The 17,457-nt window shown below is 64.0% G+C and carries 15 protein-coding genes; 7 read left to right on the top strand and 8 right to left on the bottom strand.

The genetic code is table 11. The features are described from left to right. Positions 1-31: 31 nt before the first annotated feature. The 5 genes from M1D44_RS17435 to M1D44_RS17455 all read left to right on the top strand — a co-directional run bounded on the left by M1D44_RS17435 (position 32) and on the right by M1D44_RS17455 (position 3,835). Positions 32-592, top strand: coding sequence for a dihydrofolate reductase family protein (locus M1D44_RS17435; protein ID WP_024977925.1), 561 nt, complete (start codon positions 32-34; stop codon positions 590-592). 206 nt (positions 593-798) lie between these two features. Beyond that, positions 799-2,412 carry an alpha,alpha-trehalase TreA gene (gene treA, locus M1D44_RS17440; RefSeq protein ID WP_316853507.1) on the top strand — a complete coding sequence of 538 codons (1,614 nt, stop codon included), beginning with the start codon at positions 799-801 and terminating at the stop codon, positions 2,410-2,412. A 33-nt stretch (positions 2,413-2,445) separates the two neighbouring features. Beyond that, entirely contained in the window at positions 2,446-2,709 is a 264-nt protein-coding gene (locus M1D44_RS17445; protein WP_024977923.1) for a DUF2164 domain-containing protein, read from the top strand. 44 nt (positions 2,710-2,753) lie between these two features. Further along, a complete protein-coding gene (locus tag M1D44_RS17450; protein WP_024977922.1) occupies positions 2,754-3,125 on the top strand; it encodes a 2OG-Fe(II) oxygenase family protein in 372 nt (123 codons plus the stop codon). A 17-nt stretch (positions 3,126-3,142) separates the two neighbouring features. Continuing rightward, positions 3,143-3,835: a Crp/Fnr family transcriptional regulator gene (locus tag M1D44_RS17455; RefSeq protein ID WP_316683574.1), complete on the top strand. Its 693-nt coding sequence runs from the start codon at positions 3,143-3,145 to the stop codon at positions 3,833-3,835. Here the strand turns inward: M1D44_RS17455 and M1D44_RS17460 are convergent. The 3 genes from M1D44_RS17460 to M1D44_RS17470 form a co-directional block, all read right to left on the bottom strand. After that, on the bottom strand, positions 3,832-4,845 hold the full coding sequence (locus M1D44_RS17460) for a 2-dehydropantoate 2-reductase (protein WP_316853508.1): 1,014 nt from the start codon (positions 4,843-4,845) through the stop codon (positions 3,832-3,834). The two genes, M1D44_RS17455 and M1D44_RS17460, sit on opposite strands and share 4 nt — an antisense overlap. A 27-nt stretch (positions 4,846-4,872) precedes the next feature. After that, complete coding sequence (locus M1D44_RS17465; RefSeq protein WP_316853509.1) at positions 4,873-6,537, bottom strand: alkaline phosphatase D family protein; 1,665 nt, start codon at positions 6,535-6,537, stop codon at positions 4,873-4,875. A 181-nt stretch (positions 6,538-6,718) separates the two neighbouring features. Then, positions 6,719-8,137: a discoidin domain-containing protein gene (locus tag M1D44_RS17470; protein WP_316853510.1), complete on the bottom strand. Its 1,419-nt coding sequence runs from the start codon at positions 8,135-8,137 to the stop codon at positions 6,719-6,721. Positions 8,138-9,079: 942 nt separating this feature from the next. Between M1D44_RS17470 and M1D44_RS17475 the strand changes: the two genes are divergently transcribed. Continuing rightward, the gene (locus tag M1D44_RS17475) at positions 9,080-9,829 is read left to right on the top strand and encodes an autoinducer binding domain-containing protein (RefSeq protein ID WP_316853511.1); all 750 of its coding nucleotides are present in this window, start codon (positions 9,080-9,082) and stop codon (positions 9,827-9,829) included. 6 nt (positions 9,830-9,835) lie between these two features. Here the strand turns inward: M1D44_RS17475 and M1D44_RS17480 are convergent, their stop codons facing one another. Next, the gene (locus tag M1D44_RS17480) at positions 9,836-11,623 is read right to left on the bottom strand and encodes a phosphodiesterase (protein WP_200869054.1); all 1,788 of its coding nucleotides are present in this window, start codon (positions 11,621-11,623) and stop codon (positions 9,836-9,838) included. Between the two features lie 257 nt (positions 11,624-11,880). Here M1D44_RS17480 and M1D44_RS17485 point away from each other — a divergent pair, with 257 nt between their 5' ends. Further along, the gene (locus M1D44_RS17485; RefSeq protein ID WP_316853512.1) at positions 11,881-12,909 is read left to right on the top strand and encodes a MerR family transcriptional regulator; all 1,029 of its coding nucleotides are present in this window, start codon (positions 11,881-11,883) and stop codon (positions 12,907-12,909) included. 115 nt (positions 12,910-13,024) lie between these two features. Here M1D44_RS17485 and M1D44_RS17490 read toward each other — a convergent pair whose 3' ends face one another. From M1D44_RS17490 to M1D44_RS17505, 4 genes are all read right to left on the bottom strand, one after another. Continuing rightward, positions 13,025-13,918 carry an MBL fold metallo-hydrolase gene (locus M1D44_RS17490; RefSeq protein ID WP_316853513.1) on the bottom strand — a complete coding sequence of 298 codons (894 nt, stop codon included), beginning with the start codon at positions 13,916-13,918 and terminating at the stop codon, positions 13,025-13,027. 17 nt (positions 13,919-13,935) lie between these two features. Next, positions 13,936-15,297 carry an MFS transporter gene (locus tag M1D44_RS17495; RefSeq protein ID WP_316853514.1) on the bottom strand — a complete coding sequence of 454 codons (1,362 nt, stop codon included), beginning with the start codon at positions 15,295-15,297 and terminating at the stop codon, positions 13,936-13,938. A 55-nt stretch (positions 15,298-15,352) separates the two neighbouring features. After that, positions 15,353-16,369 carry a succinylglutamate desuccinylase/aspartoacylase family protein gene (locus tag M1D44_RS17500; protein WP_316853515.1) on the bottom strand — a complete coding sequence of 339 codons (1,017 nt, stop codon included), beginning with the start codon at positions 16,367-16,369 and terminating at the stop codon, positions 15,353-15,355. A 118-nt stretch (positions 16,370-16,487) separates the two neighbouring features. Further along, positions 16,488-17,363, bottom strand: coding sequence for a LysR family transcriptional regulator (locus M1D44_RS17505; RefSeq protein WP_316853516.1), 876 nt, complete (start codon positions 17,361-17,363; stop codon positions 16,488-16,490). Between the last annotated feature and the right edge of the window lie 94 nt (positions 17,364-17,457).

Raw genomic sequence — 17,457 nt, forward strand, 5'->3', positions numbered from 1 at the left:
TCTCGCTCCTAAATTTCAACGGGAGCCCGCCATGTCGAAGACGCAGTACTACGCCGCTACCACCCTGGACGGCTTCATCGCCACGACGGATCACTCGCTCGATTGGCTGATGCAGTTTGGCTCGCTGGAAGGCACGAGCTACGACGGCTTCATTCGCGACGTCGGCGCGCTGGCGATGGGTGCGTCCACCTACGAATGGCTGCTGCGCGAACTGACCAAGCCCGGCCCGGCGGGGCAAGCCCAGCCATGGCCTTACGTGCAGCCCGCGTGGGTCTTCACATCGCGCACGCTGCCGGCGGTGCAAGGTGCAGACATCCGCTTCGTGCGTGGTGATGTGGCGCCCGTGCACCGCGACATGCTCGCGGCAGCCGGCGGACGCAATCTCTGGATCGTTGGTGGTGGTGAACTCGCCGGCAAGTTTCTCGATGCAGGGCTGCTTGATGAACTCATCGTGCAGGTGATGCCTGTCACCCTGGGCTCCGGACTGCCGCTGTTGCCACGCCGCATCGTGCAGCCCGCGCTCAAGCTCACTTCCGCAGTGCCCTACAAGAACACCTTCGTGGAGATGCGCTACGAGGTCGTGCGCGGGTAGAGCAGGTTCCAGCGTAGGACCGACGGGCCCGACGGGCGGGCCAAGCATCGCCGCGCATCAGCAAGTTGCTTGCCCGCAGCGCTCAATACGGCGCCATCTCTTGCGCTTCGGTACGCCGCCGTTTTGCGCAAAACCTGTCGATTTGACAACGCTGTCCGCGTCTCCTTTTCTGGACTGGCTTTCCGTCCACCAGGCAGGAGATGACGATGCATCGACAGGCTCACTTTTTGATCCGGTGCCGCGCGGCCAATGTTGCTGCATGGCTGGCGTTCGGTTTGGCGGCGTCGTCCGCATTGGCCGATGTGGGCGTGGGTGCCGCGCTGCCGCCGTCGCCCGACAAGCTCTACGGCGACTTGTTCGTGGCCGTGCAGACCGCGCAGGTGTATCCGGATCAGAAGACGTTTGTCGATGCCGTGCCCAAAGCCGCACCGGCCGTCATCCTGCGGGCCTACCAGGCACAGAAGAACGTGCCGGGTTTCTCGCTCAAGGCGTTTGTCGATCAGTACTTCACGCCACCGGTGGATACGCCCGTGACACCGCCTGCAGGGCAGACCTTGCGCGCACACATCGACTGGCTCTGGCCGGCGCTCACGCGCACGACGACCACCGCGCCTGACAACAGCTCGCTCATTCCTCTGCCCAAGCCGTACGTCGTGCCCGGCGGCCGTTTTCGCGAGGGCTATTACTGGGATACCTACTTCACCATGCTGGGTCTGCAGGAGGCTGGCCGCGAAGACCTGGTCGACAACATGCTAGACAATTTCGCCTATGCCATTGATCAGTTCGGCCACATTCCCAACGGAAATCGCACGTATTACCTCAGCCGCTCGCAGCCGCCGTTCTTTGCGTTGATGGTCGAGCTGGCCGCTCAGCAGGAGGGCGACGCGGCGCTCAAGCGCTACCTGCCGCAACTGCGCAAGGAGTATGCGTACTGGATGCGCGGCGCCACCACCACGCCCGTCGGGCAGGCGAGCAACAACGTCGTCGTCATGCGCGACGGCGTTGTCCTCAACCGTTACTGGGACGACCAGGACACCCCGCGCCCCGAGTCCTATCTGCAAGACATGACCACCGCGCAGCAAACACCCGCACGCCCCGCCAACGAAGTCTGGCGCGACCTGCGCGCAGCGGCCGAAAGCGGCTGGGATTTCAGCTCGCGCTGGTTCGGCGACAACGCCACGCTGGGCACCATTCGCACCACGTCGATCGTGCCGGTGGATTTGAACAGCCTGATGTTCCAACTGGAGAAGACCATCGCGCGCGGCTGCACAGCGGCGCGCGATTTTGCATGCACGGTCGAGTATTCAGTGCGCGCCGGAAAACGTTCCGTCGCCATCGAGCGCTACCTGTGGCACCCCGCCGGCTACTACGCAGACTACGACTGGCAGCTCGGCCGCATTCGCGACAACAAGTCTGCTGCGATGACGTATCCGCTGTTTGTGGGCGCCGCACGGCCAAATCGCGCGTGGAAGACGTTGCAGTGGACGCAGCAGGCGCTGCTGCAGGTGGGCGGGCTGTCCACCACCACCTTCAAGACAGGCCAGCAGTGGGATGCGCCCAACGGCTGGGCGCCGCTGCAATGGATCGCGCTGCGCGGCGCGCAGCGATACGGCTGGCAGCCACTCGCGCAGGCAATCGGCGAGCGTTTTCTCGGCAGCGTCGAGCAGCTCTACGCCAGCCAGCAGAAGCTCGTCGAGAAATACATCGTGGATGGAACGGGCACGGGCGGTGGCGGAGGGGAATACCCGTTGCAGGACGGCTTCGGCTGGACCAACGGTGTCACGCTCAAGCTGCTGGATGCGTATGGCCGCGGGCAGTAAGCTGGCGGTTCCATCCGCCACTGAGCCCCTCGCATGCCCATCGAACTTGACCGCGACGTCCGCGAAGAGGCCGTGCAATCCATCCAGCGTTACTTCACCGAGCACATGGAAGAGCGCATCGGCAACATTCAGGCCGGTGCGCTGCTGAGTTTCTTTCTGGAAGAGATCGGCCCGGTGGTCTACAACCTTGCCGTGCAGGAGGCGCAGGAACGCCTGCACACGCGTGTGGCCGAGCTGGACTACGAGTGCCATCAGGAGCCGTTCGGGTACTGGAAGAAATTCGACAAGCGCCGATAGTTCCCGGCTACCATGCCCGGATTCCATCGGGCTGCTCCGCTTCCATGTCTTCCTTGCGCGCATTCTTCAGCACAGCCTTCCGCTGGCAGCGCGGACGCCAGGGCACCGGCTACGACAAGATGCTGCTGGCCACCGCGCTGTGGCCCATCCCGTTTGATAGCTACCTGATCCGCTATCCGGACGGTTCAGAAATTCCGCCGCATACCGACCCCGTAACGAACGGCCGGCACTATCGGCTGAACATCGTGCTGAAGTCACCGAGGGCGGGCGGCGAGTTCGTCTGTGCCAGCCCGATCTTCCAGACGCGGCGCATCAAGCTTTTCCGCCCCGATGCGTGCGAGCACAGCGTGACGCGCGTGGTGGGTGGCAGCCGGTATGTGCTGTCGGTCGGATGGGTGCTAGGGCGGCGGGCTTGAGGGGCGGGAACAGAATCGTGACGCACGCATTTACCACCAACCCATGGTTCCAGAGCCTGCCACCCCACGTGGCCAATGCGCTGCTCGAAGCTGCGGTGCCCCTGCACATCGCAGCCGGCGCATTTCTCTTTCGCCAGGGCGATCCGATGGACGCCGGTTCGCATGCCTTCTTTGGCGTGGCCAGTGGCGCGCTCAAACTTTCCATCTTCAACGCTGACGGAGATGAGGCCATCCTCACGTTGGTGGAACCTGGCAACTGGTTTGGCGGGGTGTCGACGCTTGATCAACAACCGCGCGGCCATTGCGCAATCGCGCTGGAAGATTCGGACGTGCTGGGGGTGAGCGTGGCGCGCTTTGAAGCACTGATGCGCGATGCCGCATTTGCCGGAGCGATTGCGCGGCTGGTGGCGACGCGCTTGCGCCTGGCGTATGGCTCGCTGGCGAGCGCGGCGCTGCACGGTACGCGGGCACGTGTGGCGCGGCGTATTGCTTCACTGGCGCACGGCGATGTGTCGCAATCGGCAGAAGGCCGCGCGAGCATCTCCACCTCGCAAGACGCGCTGGCGATGATGTTGGGCATCAGCCGGCAGACGCTCAGCAAGGAGCTGCAGGCGCTGGTCAAGCTCGGTGCGATCCGCCTGCGCTATGGCCACATCGAGATTCAGGACATGACGTTGTTGCTGGACGCGAGCGAGGCCGGCGCCGACTAACCCGCAGCCCGCAAGGCCGCCAGCAGATCACTGCCTGACCAGCTTGGGCGCGTGGCAGCAGATTCGGCGGCATGCACCATCGCACACAGCTGCGCGTTCACGGGGGCGCGTTGCCCCAGGCGCTCCGCCAGGCGCACAACTTCGCCGTTGATCCAGTCGACTTCGGTCGTGCGTCCGGCGGCAAGGTCGTCGGACATGGACGAACGCGCGAGCGGATCAATGGCGAGCATCTTGCCGCCCAGCCGCGCAAACACCGCATCGGGTGTGGCGAGCAGGCGTGGAATCCAGGCGGGCGGTATGGGCGTCAGCTTGGCGAGCTGGATGCCCGCGCGCGACAGCAGCCGCAGCGCCTCCATTTGCGCCAGCGCGAGGCAGCGCCGATATGCACGCTGCGACAGCTCTTCTTTCAGTGGCCGGTTGGCCAGTGCGTTGATGGCGTTGTTCAGGTTGAGCAGCAGCTTTGCCCACTGCACGGCTGTCATGTCGGTCCGTTCCGTGAGCGCCAGACCCGCGCGGAGGAAATCACCGAGAAACGGCTGCAGCAAGGGTGACGCTGCCACTTCCAGCTCACCGCCCGTGCCTTGGTGGAAGGCGCCGGGGCCAGGCTGCATCACATTGAAGGGCACCATGCCGGCCAGCACGGTGTGCTGCGGCAGGGTGGCCCGCAGCACGTCGGCATTGCCAAGCCCGTTCTGGAAGCTGATGACGATGGCGCCTGCGCGTAGCAGGGGCTTCAGCTCATCGGCCACGGACTGCGTGGCTGCAGATTTGACCGTGACGAGCACGAGATCGGCATCGGCGGCCGCGCCGGGATCGGTCGCGTAGCGCACCTCAGCCGCCGGTACCTGCCAGCGGCCGTTGCGGTAGTCCGTCAAGGTGAGGCCGTGCTCACGCAGCGCGTTGCCGATGCGCGCGCGGCCGACCAGCGAAACATCGGCACCGGCTGCCAGCAGACGGCCACCCAGATAGCAGCCGATCGAGCCGGCCCCCACGATGCAGATTTTCGCCATGCGTCTCCCTGTTGTTGCGCTGACTTGTCACGCCAGCCGCGGTACCTCGTACACCAGCGCCGGCTGCAGTGTATCGATGGCTTCCACTGGTTCGGGCGGGCGCCACATGAACAGCGAGAAAGTCATCTTCTCGGGCGTCACGTCGATGATGGTAAAGCCATTTTTCTCCGTCGGGCGCAGCGCCTCCTGCATGGCGACGGACAGTGCGGGTGTGGTTTCGATGCTGCGGAATGCCGAAGGGAAGGCGAGGTCGCCGGTGCCGAGCGTGCCGGTCATGACCGTATGCACCGGATGCGCGAATGTCAGATCGCCCGAGCGCGACATGGACCCGGCCGCCGATGCATGGAAGTCGCCCTGCACGATCACGGCCGCACGTTGTTTCTGCTCGGCAAGCGCTGCCACCAGGCGCTGGTGCTGCGAGTGCCAACCGGCCTGCCAACCGGGCTTGGGCTGGTTGGCGACGAGGCGGCCGGTCTTCCTGTCCAGCAGGTCCGGATACCAATCGCCCAGCTTGCCCGACGAATACGCAAACGGTAGCGACGGCACATGGAAGAAATGCGCGGTGTCTTCGGCGCGCGTGCGGGCTACGAGCCAGTCCTCCACCCATTGCGGCACCACGCGTGCGTGGATGCCCTTGTTGTCCAGAAAGCGCCGGCAGTCGTACAGCACGGCTTCGAGCAGCGCGCCGTAGCGCAGCGTGCCGAAGGCGCTGTTGGTGTCGGTGGGCATGCCGGCCTTGTCACCGCCGGGCAGCCACACGGGGCGGTTCGCGTCAGGCAGGAACTCGGGGTAGTAGCGATGTTGCGTAAGCTCAGCGCCCACCAGACCGTACGGCTCCGGCGGCAGTGTGGCGACCTTGTCGTCGAACTCGTCGTTCTCGAAGGTGTCGTGGTCGTCGGTCAGGAAATACGCCGGCGTGGAGCGCAGCGTGGTGCCGTACAGGCCGCTGATCTGGTAATCGCACACGCGCGTGAAGATGGCTTCGTTCTTCGGGTGCGACATTGGCACCGATGTGTCGAGCGCGCCGCCAAATTTTGCCCACATCAGTTCGCGCACCTGGCGTGCGAACGGCTTGTTCTGCGAGGTCTGCAGATCCCAGTAGATGTGGTCGCCATTGGCGATGACGGTGTCGGGCGCGAACGACATGCCGCGCGCGAGCAGGCGACGGCGGGCGCTCATGTCCAGCCACGCGGTCTTGCCCGCCACCGGCGGGCCGTCATAACCGCCGGCGCAGGTGTAGGCCAGGATACGCAGGCGCGCGGGGGTGGCATCGGGTGCGGGAAAAGTCCGCAGCGGCCATGCGTCGGCCAGCGGCTTGCCGGCCGCATCGACAATGCGCAGCGTGTATTGCGTCGCGGGCTGCAGGCCCCGCGCATCGAAGCGCCAGAAGCGGCCGGCGGCATCGGTCTGCTCCCCGGCGACGCGCTTGCCGTTGACCATCAGCCACGGCGCACGCGCAAGCGGTGCCTGGAACGATGCCTTGATGAGAAAGCGGTCGTGGCTCGCCGCCGGAATCAGATGCGTGAGCTGGCCGGCATGCCAGTTGGCGTCGGCGGCATGCGCGGCGGCTTGCGCGCCTTCCGGCAGGCTCACGCCCAGTGCGCCAAGGCTGGCAGCGGCGGTGCCGAGCGTCAGAAAATCGCGCCGGCTCATGCCGTGCGCAGGGGTGTTCGGGGGTGTGCGGGAGGGCATCGTGATCCTCTGGCGTGGAGCGGAGACGCCATCGTGCCGAGCCCTGCACAGGCTGAATGTTCAGCTTTTGACAATTTAGGGGTAGGCCCCAATGCGGCGCGCCCATCGCACCAATGACAAACACCCCGGGGGCCGAAGCCACCGGGGCGTTTGTCATGTCAGATGATGCCGGTGCTGCTGCTTAGTAGCCCCACACCTGCATCTCGTCCAGCGAGTAACCCCATTGCGTGGCGCGCTGCGTGCCGTACATGCGCACATAGCGGCCGCTGCCCTTGAGGTTGGCCAGCGCTGTGTGGCCCCACGAAGCACCGCTCGACGTCGAGTAGATGTTCGTCCAGGTCACGCCGTCATTCGAGGTTTGGATGTAGTACACCTTGGCGCCGGCGTCCCAGTACAGGTCGACGCCGGTGATGGTGCGGGTCGAGCCCAGATCCACCATCAACCATTGCGCGCCGGCAACGCCTTCCACTGAATCCCAGCGCGTGCTGGTGGTGTTGCCGTCAAACGCGTAGGCGGGGCCGAAGCTTGCGCTGTAGCTGGTGGACGCGCTGGCCGGCTTGCCCTGCGAGAGCAGTGTGACAGCCTGTGCGGCGGCCGTCGGCGTGCCCGGGTAGTAGTTCGAGCCGAGCTTCGCCTTGGTCGTGTCCGAGTTCACACCAAACTGCGACAGGCTCCAGCGCTGGCCGTTGCTCGCATCGCCCAGGTAGAGCTGGTAGCCGCCCGCGCTCGTCGACGAGAAGAACACGTAGTTCGTGCCGTTCACGGGCGACGGGTCGGAGTTGTTGCTGTTGCAGTCGTTGAGTGTGAGCTGGTTGGGCGTGTCGCTCGGGTTGACCTTGGTGTAGATCTGGTCGGCCTGGCTGGTAGCGTCGTGCCAGCGGGCATAGAAGACGGTGCCGTCGGCGCGCACGATCGGGTAGTACGTCGCCAGGCCCGCCGGCGTGTCGAACGCCACCTTGGTGGTGCTGCCCGCGGTCTGTTTGTACAGGCCCATGCCCGAACCTGTGCCCGTGGTGTAGTAGACGGCCGTGCCGTCCGGCGTGGCAAACGGCATCGAGTTTTCCAGCGTCGGTGCCGTGCGCGTCAGATTCACAGTGGAAGTGAAGACGGGGCCCGAGCTGGTGTACGACAGCGCGGCCTGCATGACATCGCCGTTCTGCTTGAAGAACAGCGATTTGCCGTCGGCGCTGAACTTCGGGTCTTCATTGCGCGTCTGGCCGGTGCTGTTGGTCAGGTTGATCGGCATGCTGGTCGAACCGACCTGCCAGAAGAACACGTTCCACGCGTTGTTGGTGATGCCCATGAAGGCGATCCACTTGCCGTCGGGGCTGAACACCGCATTCATCGGGTCCTGGATGCCCCAGGCCGCCTTCGACACCTGCTGCAGCGTGCGTGCCGAAAAATCGTAGATGAAGAGCTGACTGGTGCCGTCGCCGTAGCTGACGTAGCTGTGATACGCGAGCTTGCCGGTCAGGCTGGCAGGGAAGGTCGTGTTGGATTGCGTGGGCGGATTGGCAACGCAGTTGGCCTGGGCACCGGCAGAGAACAGACCGAGGGCGGCGGTAGCGACAAGGCCAAGAGAAATCAGAGTGGAGCGCATGAAACGGGACTTCCTATGCAAATGGGTCAGTGGGGCGGGACAACCGCCGCATTAAGTCCGCGTCACTTTTTTGAATTTGGGCAAAGCTCCGCCAATTCCGGGAAATCCGGGTTGGAAAAAGCGCCACAAACCGGGGGAGTGACGAGGATGAAGACGCGCCAAAAACCCTGTTGCTTCGTACCGTCGTGTTTCTTGTCGGGGTCTCGACTACATCGAGAGGGCGAGTCGCGGACCAGACTGTAAGGGTTTCGCTGACACTGTGAAACCCCAATAAGAAAGCCCTTCTTGCCCTAATTCGCTGCCGTGGTAGCGAATCGCCACACGCGTGTGTAAATCTGACACGTCAATTTTTCCGAACGTCGGTCAATCTGCACGTGCAACGTCGATATTGTTATTTTTACTGCGGCGTTTCGTCGCGGGGCGGCGGTGTGGTCCTTGCTGGGTGTCGCGCTTTCGCACCACTGCAATGTGGCGCCGGCGCACGCTTTGCGGCGTTTTCGGCACCGCAACGCGACGATGCGTACGGAGACGCACCTAGGCAGGAACCGCGAGCAATGGTGGAAACGGACGATACGAATTCCGCCTCCCCGGACTTTGTAAGAAGGGCCGACCAGGTAGACAGATTGCAATGGCGATTGCGGACATCTCGCGCATAAATATCCGATTTAAATAATGGGCGTGTTTTTGCGCAAAGCCGTTTGACTATCCATTCATTTATCACTGTATTGCACTATTCCAATATTCGAGAAAAACTACTAATTGCATAGGCTATGCTTGGCGCGCAATTCGTTTTGGATTATGTATAGTTCCAGCACGCCAACGATTGCCCTCAGCAAAACGCAAGGCTGATCACGCTTTCCGCCCGTTTTGAAATGAGGAAAGCCAGTTGGCGTGAATGGGCGCGGGCATGGCGATTTAGCGTGTGTTCTGGGGGCTAATGGGATGGGCGTTCACAACCAATTGCCGCACGGCTGCGCAACATCCTGGCGTGCGGAATTGCTGCGCGAGTTGAACGCCCTGCGCGATGCCGATGCGGTCATCCGTTGCCTGCAACAGGCGGTGGCTCTACTGGGTTTCGACTATTGCGCCTACGCCCTGCGTGCAGCCATTCCGATCACGCGCTTCAACACCATCTGCTGGAGTACCTACCCGGAGCACTGGCGCGAGCACTACCGGGTGCGCGGCTACTTGGCCATCGACCCGGTGCTGCAATTTGGGCAGCGCTGCGTCAAGCCAATGCTGTGGTCCGGCATCGCCACGGCAGACGCACCGTTCTGGATGGACGCGCGCCGGCACGGGCTCAACCACGGGTGGTCGCACACCATTCGGGATCACACCGGCATCTTCGGCACCTTCAGCGTGGTCCGCAGCGCCACGCCTATCACCGAAGATGAACTGGCCGCCCGCGAGCCCGAAATGATCTGGCTGAGCCAGCGCGCGCACGACAGCATCAGCACGCTGATGGCAGAAAAGGTCTTGCCCGATGCCGCCACGCGCCTGAAAGAGGTTGAACGCCGGACACTGCACTGGACGGCCGAAGGCAAGACGGCGGCCGAAGTCGCGGCCATCCTGGAGATGACCGAGCGCAACGTGAACTTTCACATCCGCAACGCCATCACCAAGCTCAATGCTGCCAACAAGACGCATGCCGTGGTGAAGGCCGCGCTGCTCGGGCTGATTCCGGCGCTGTAGCGTTGTCTAGGCCATTGCGCGCATTGCCGCGGCGGAAGGCTGCATGGCTTCAAGGTAGAACCCATCGTCACTTTGCTTGGCACGCCGCTTGGCGAGTGCGGCGGCAGTGCCGATGTCGTCGCTGCTGCGCGCGGCACCGGGGTACACGTGCAGCGCGCCCACCGCCATCGTCACAAAGCGGAAGAAGGCTGGCAGCCCTTTGCGGTCTTCGGCGTGGATGCCGCCCGCAGAGCGGTCTGCCGGCGTATACATGGCGAGCGCGTTGGCGTTGAACGCCGCCATGGCCTGCGTGATGCGCGCCTGCCAGTCGGCACTCTGAAACAGGATCAGGAAATCGTCGCCGCCCACGTGGCCGAGAAAGTCGCGCGTGGGCTCGCAGGCAGTGGCCAGCACGGCGGCGGCCATCTTCAGCATCTCGTCGCCTTGCCAGTAGCCGTATTGGTCGTTGAAGGGCTTGAAGTGGTTGAGGTCGACATAGCAGGCATAGAACTCTGCGCGCGCCTCCAGCAAACGTTCAATGTGCAGATTCAACGGAATGTTGCCCGGCAGGAATGTGAGCGGGTTGGCGTAGCGTGCGGCCTCGATGCGGATTTCCGTCACGGTGCGCACCAGCTCTTCACCGGTGCCCAGGCCCAGGTAGCGGCCATGCTCGGTGATGATGAAACCGTCGGTCAGGTAGCGTTGGTCTTCGCTCATCAGCAGCGCGGACATGTCTTCGAGCGAAGCGGATTTTTCCACCAGCACCGGCTGCCGGTTGGCAAACGCCAACGCCGGCTTCTTGCCGTACAGCTCGCGGTGATATGGCATCGCATAGCGGTCGATAAAGGCTCGGCGCGCGACGAGCGCGAGCGGACGCTCGTCTTCATCGAGCAGCGCCACGGCGTGCAGATCGGGGTGGCGGTTGAACAGGTGCAGTACGTCGTCGTTGCTGCTGCGCAGGGGCACGGTGGGTGCCACGCGCAGCAGCTTGCTGGCCGTGATGGCGCGCCAGCCCACGCGCACAGCCTGAGGAAACACCGCAATCTGCGAAGACTGCAGCACGCGCGCCGCGTGGCTCGACATGTCGCTCGCGGGCTTGTCCTGTGGGCGTGCGAGGAAGAAACCTTGCCCAAAGCGGATGCCCAGATCGCGCACCACGCCCAGTTCGTCTTCGGTCTCCAGCCCTTCGGCAATGATGCTGGTGGCGCTGCCCTTGAGTGTCTGTTGCAGCGTGCGTGCCATGTCCAGCTTGGCCGGGTGCTTGGCAATGTCACGCAGGAAATATTTGTCGAGCTTGATGAAGTCTGGCGTCAGTTCGATCAGCAGGTTCAGGTTGGCATTGCCGGTGCCGAAATCGTCAAGCGCGCATTGCAGGCCAAAGTCGCGTGCCACCGACAGTGCCTCGGCAAAGCTGGCCAGATCATCGATCGGCGTTTGCTCGGTCAGTTCGATGACGATGCGCGAGGGGTGCAGGTCGTGGTCGGCAATGGCATGCAGCAGGCGGGCATGGTCTTCCAGTAACTGGCGTACGCCCTGCGCGCTGAAGTTCAGGAACAGCTTGCCCGGCAGCCGCATCGCCGAGAAATTGGCGATGGCCAGACGCGCAGCGGTGGTCTCCAGGGCAATCGTGCCTGCTGTGTCCGACGCTGCGGCAAACAGCGCCGCGGGCGACTCCATGGCCGAACCCACCGGCCCGCGCAGCAGGGCTTCGTAGCCGAGCACCTCGGTGGTCGACAAGCGGAAGATCGGTTGGAACACCGTGCGCAGCATCTCGGGCGCAATGCCCGCAGGCAGGGGAAGCGGTGAGAAAGTCATGACGTTGGCGGTAGACGCAAGATCGGACATTCCGCTAAACGACCCGCTGAACACAGAGTTGAATGAATTTTTTGTGACGCACGCAGCGGCGCGGGTTCGCGGGACATTGTCCCCACCACAGAGGGGCGTGGTTCAGTATGCTCGATACGCCTGCGTCTTCATCGGGCGCTGTCCATTTCGATCCCATTCACGCCGCGCTTGACCCTCACACTGTGTGAGGTCCTAGCCTGCATCCAAGCCAGAAGACAGGAGCCACGATGTTGTTGAAAGTGGGCGATCTCGCCAAACGCTGCGGCCTCTCGGTGCGCATGCTGCATCACTACGACACCATCGGCCTGCTCACGCCTTCGGCCCGCTCCGACAGCCGCTACCGGCTGTACGACAAGGCTGACGTCGCCCGTCTGCACCAGATCCAGGCCTTGCGGCGCTTCGGCATGTCGCTGGCCGATGTCGGGGCTTTCCTGGCCAATCCGGACATTCCCCTGACCACGATCGTGGAACGGCAGATTGCGATGCTCGATCAGCAGATCACGCAAACCAGCGTGCTGCGCGATCGGCTGTCGCGGCTGCACGGCCAGCTCGTGCGCAAGGAGGAGCCCGAATTGACCGAGTGGCTCACAACCTTGGAATGGATGACCATGTACGACAACTATCTTTCGCAGGAAGAGCGTGCCCGCGCCGAACGCATGGACGCCGATACGGCCCGTCATGAACGGTGGGCGGCATTGGTATCGACCGTGCAGGATGCGATGACGCGCCAGGTGCCCTCACGCAGCAGCGAGGCGCAGGCCCTTGCAAAGCAATGGATGGCACTGCTCGCGCAGGACGCGGCACTGGACCCGGTTCTCACGGCGAAGCTGCACACGATGCACATCAACGAGCCGGCGTTGCAGCAGCGCACCGGCATCAGCCTGGAAATGCTCGACTTCATCATGGAGGCGGCGAACGAAACCAAGCTGGCGATCTATGCGAAGTATCTGTCGGCGCAAGAGCTGCAGTTCATGCGCGCACACTTTGGCAAGCGCGCTAACGAGTGGCCGACGTTGATTGCCGAGGTGCGGCAGCATCTGGCCAAGGGCACGCCACCGCATGCGCCGGCCATGCAGGAGCTTGCGCGGCATTGGATCGAGCTGTTCCGCTCATATGCCGGGGACGATCCGCAAACGCAGGCCAAGGTGCGCCTTGCAACGGAGCGGGAGCCGGAGCTTTCCGCCAGCCCGTGGATGGGTCCGGATCTGATCGCCTATGTGCGCGAGGCGATGGAAGGGCTGATGAAGGCGGCATAGCGGTGGCGCTGCAGACGGCGGGTTCCATCGCGTTTCGATGATGACTCGGTGGGCCCGCCAAGCGTTTGCACAATCTACGTAGCACGCCGTTGCCCGTGGCGGGCGGTTGCCAGTACTACACCTGCGCCTGCGCGTAGCGCCATTCGAAGCCGCTTCCCGCCCGCCGCACCTTGCCCGCCGACGTTTCCGGAAAATGGGCGGCGAAGACCGTCGCATCCGTTTCAGCCGCCCGGTCCAACAGCCAGCGCCGCGAATCACGCGCCTGGGCCTGATCAAGGCAGAACATCGAATTCCACTCTGGCAAGTGCACCTGGATCGCACTGTGCATGACGTCGCCAGAGAAGAGCGCTGTTTCACCGCGCGACCGCATCTCGATCGCCATATGGCCGAAGCTGTGGCCGAACGTGGGCAGCAAGCGAATGCCGTCGAAAATCTCTTCACCTGCGTCACCCACCGCGCGCGCTTGCCCGGCTTCGATCAGCGGCAGCACGCTGTCTTCGAACACCATCCGCCGCAGTTCGCCTTGAGGCATGGCGAAGAAGTCGCGCTCGCGCTGGTCGAACACATACGTCGCGTTGGGGAAGACGGGCGCCCACCGCCCGTCCTGCCAATGCGTGTTCCAGCCGACATGGTCGACATGCAGGTGTGTCAGCAGCACGTAGTCAACCTGCTCGGGGCGAAAACCGGCGGCTGCAAAACGCTCCATCACTGGATTGTCGAGCCGGTCGAATAATGCGCTGAACGGCCGCGCCTTACCGTTGCCGATGCCGGTATCGACCACGATGGTGAGTCCGTCGACCTGCACGACCCACAGGTGCGTTTTCAGCGGCACCCGGCGGTGGGTCAGATCAAGGCTCTCGGTGGCAAAGCGGTCTTCAAGCGCGCGACCCGCGTCTTCATTCCAGAGAGGGAACAGGCGTTCCGGCGGCAGCGCAAAGTCGGTCTCGTCGACACGCGTGATGGATGCTGCGCCAACGTGATGGACAGGGGAAGCGGATGTCACCAGCATGACGATTCTCCGAAAAATCAGCGGGCGTTGGCAGCGGGCACCCGCCGCGTGGCGATCGTGTAAAGCGCCGCGCTGGCCAGCGCAGACACCCCGCCGACCACCGCAAGCGCCATTCCCAGGCTGGTGCCAGTTTGCCCCAGGCGCTCGTTCAGGTAGCCGACGGACAGGGGGCCGACACCGCCGCTGATCGCGTTGGTCATGAATACCAGCAAGGCAAGCGATCGGCCGCGCATGCGGTTTGGCATGGCAATCTGCAGCGGCACGGGTGCCAACCCCATCGCAATGCTGGCCGCAAATGCGCACATTCCGTACAGCAGCACCGCCACGCCGCTGTTGCTGACGAGCGGCATCGCAATGGCTGCGGGCACCAACACGGCAACAGCGCATGCCGAGAAGCCCAGCACGCGCCGCAAGGCGGTCTCGTCGGTGACGCGCGTGGCCAGCATGCCGGCACATGCGACGCCGAGCATGCCACCGATCATGTAAGCGGGCGCGGCCATCTGGCCGACCACATTCGGCGCAAGACCAAACCGGCGCATCAGCAGCGTTGGAAACCACGCCGCGTGCGAATAGAACAGCGTGATCAGCGCAACATACGCGGCAAAATAGGCGAGGCAGAAACGGTTGCGCACGAACAGCTCGCTCAGCACGTCTTTGAGCGATGGCACCTCGTCTTCGGCGCGTGCAGCGTGGGCCAGCACTTCACGCCGTTGTGGCTCGCGCACGGTCAGGGCAACGAGCGCGGCCAGCACCAGCCCGGGCAGGCCTACTGCAATGAACACTGCTTGCCAAGGCGCGATGTCGTGCGCGGCAAGCCAGGCATTTCCGCCGCCCGCCGCTGCCGCCGACAGCAGCATGCCGCCGCCGAACAGCGCCAGGCCGCCACCCACGTACGGCCCAAGCATGAAGACGCTGCTTGCTCGTGCAACCCGGCGCGGCGCGAAGATGTCGCTGAAGATCGACAGCGCGGCCGGGCTCAATGCTGCTTCGGCAATAGCCGTGCCCGCACGCGCGACCAGCAGCTCCGGAAAATTCGTCGCGAATCCGCAGGCGGTGGTCGAGATGGCCCAGATGGCAATGCACGCGGCGATCAGCTTGACGCGATTGGCCCGATCGACGAGCCGGGCGACAAACACGCCCGCCGTCGCATAGCACATGGTGAACGACAAGCCTTGCAGCAGCCCGATCTGCGTATCGGTCAGCGAGAGTGATTGCTTGATCGGCTGCACCAGAATGCTGACGACCTGCCGATCGAGATACGAGAAGGCAAAGCACACGAAGAACAGCAGGACGATGTAGGCGGGGTGGCCGACATTTGCGGTAATGCTGTGTGGCGGAACGCCGACGGGCGGCTCCGTTGAAAAGGTTTGGCTAGGCATGGTGGGTCTCCGTCTTGTCTTGTTATGTGGTGATGTGAATCGAATGGTTGCCAGCTCAGTCGAGATTGGCTTCCGAGGCGAGCAGTGCAATGCAGTCGCCCGGTTCGACACGTGCAAATGTGCGCATGCACATGACCGTGCCGTCGCCGCGGAACGCGATGTCTTCGGGCGCTGCCCATGGGCGGTGTGGGTCGAAGAGACGCCCCGCCAACTGCCCCGCGCGAACCTGGTTGCCCAGCGCGAAGGTCGGTTCGAACACACCGGCATGCGGCGCGTACACGTAGTGGCGCGCACCTTCCACGCGCAGCAAGCGTGTCTGCTTCGGCGCCGACGCTGCGGGCTCCGTCATCACGCCGAGCCGATGCAGCACACGCTGCAACCCCGCTTCGACGATTGCGAGGTTGCCGGCGTCGCAGCCGGCATGGCCGCCGAACTCGCCGCAGAAGAAGAGCTTGCCGTGGCGCTCGGCGGCCGCGGCGAAGGTCCGGTCTTCGCCAAGCAGATCCATGATCATGGTGTGCGGCGCGCCGAACTCGCGCACCAGATCCAGATACAGCGCGCGTCGTTCCGCTTGTACGGGCGGAGACGCCAGCAGCGTCGGAAGATGGTCGAACGATGCGCCGCCGGCATGAAGGTCGATCACGACATCCGCACGCGGCAGCAGTTCGGTTTCGACATAGTGGGCAATCATCTCGGTCGGCTGCCCGTTGCGCGCACCCGGGAACATGCGGTTGAGGTTGCCCCGGTCGATCGGGGAGGTACGCGAGCCATTGATGAAGGCCGGGAAGTTCAGGCCCGGAATCACGATCAGCCGGCCGCGCATCGCCATCGACGGCAGCCGCTGGAGCAGCTTCATCAGAGCGACGGGGCCTTCGTATTCGTCTCCGTGGTTGCCGCCCGTCAGCAGCACGGTCGGGCCCGTACCTGCGCCGGCGTTGCACACCACAATCGGGATCGGGATATGCCCATACGCGGAGCGGTCGTGCGACCAGGGCAGGCGCAGCGTTCCGGTCTGGAAGCCGATGCGTTCGAAGTCGATGTTGGTGGCGATGAGCGAAGCAGCAGTTGTCATGGCGGCAAGCGTGAAGAAAGGGTGTCTTCACTATCGCCGACGCCGAAAAGCGCGGCCAATGCCGATTTCTGCGGCAGGCGATGCCTTGCAGGCATCGCATCTGGAATCCGCTCCGGGGCTACTGCAATTGCGCGATGAAGCGATTGAGCGCCGCGTTGGTGTGCGCCGAAAGGAAACAGAATTCCAGCGGCAGCGGTACCGAGAGATCGCGCAGTTCGACAAAGCGCACGCGCGCAGGTGGCCGGTGGCGGTTGGCGGCATTGACGATGGCCGCGCCCATGCCAGCAGACACCAGCGACAGGATGGCCGTTTCCGTCGAGGCCTCCTGGCGGATATCCAGCGTGAGCCCGCGTTCGGCACAGGCCGATAGCAGCCGGTCGTAATAGGCCGGATAGATCCGGCGTGGAAACGCGATGAACGGCTTGCCAGCAAGCTCGCTGGCGAGCACGGCGTCTTTGCAGCCGAGAGGCCAACCTTGCGGCACCGCAAGCACGACGTTCTGCTCCAGCACGGGCACGCCCGTGATGCCCTGAGGCAACGTGCCGAGGCGGTAACAGAAGCCGCCGTCGAGCTGGCCCGCCGCAATTGCGTCGAATTGCTCCGGCGTGTTCATCGGGGTGAGTTCGAGCGCGACGTCGGGTGCGGTCTGCTGGAAGGTGCTGAAGGCCTGCGAGACGATGCCGATCCATGCGGCGTTCTCGACAAAGCCGATCCGCAGTTGACCGTGTACGCCGTCTGCAATACGCCGCGCCAGACGGTTTGCCGCGTCGACGCGCGTGAGAATGTCGCGGGCTTCGTCAAGGTATGCCGTGCCCGCGGCCGTCAGCTTCAGGCCGCGCGGCGTGCGCTCGAACAGTGCCGCGCCGATGGCGTCTTCGAGGTCCTGGATCTGTCGCGAGATGGCCGGCTGCGTGACGTGCAACTGCTCCGAGGCAGCCCGCACGCTGCGCAACTCGGCAACAGCGATGAAATAGCGAAGATGCCGAAGCTCCATGATCGTCCCGCGCAGTCAAGTCGTCGGCAATGATAGAGCAGCGCCCGGACGGAATCGACCGGGCGCCGCAGACGCCATACGCGGGACGCAGGAC

Source organism: Ralstonia sp. SA306, from assembly GCF_054792405.1.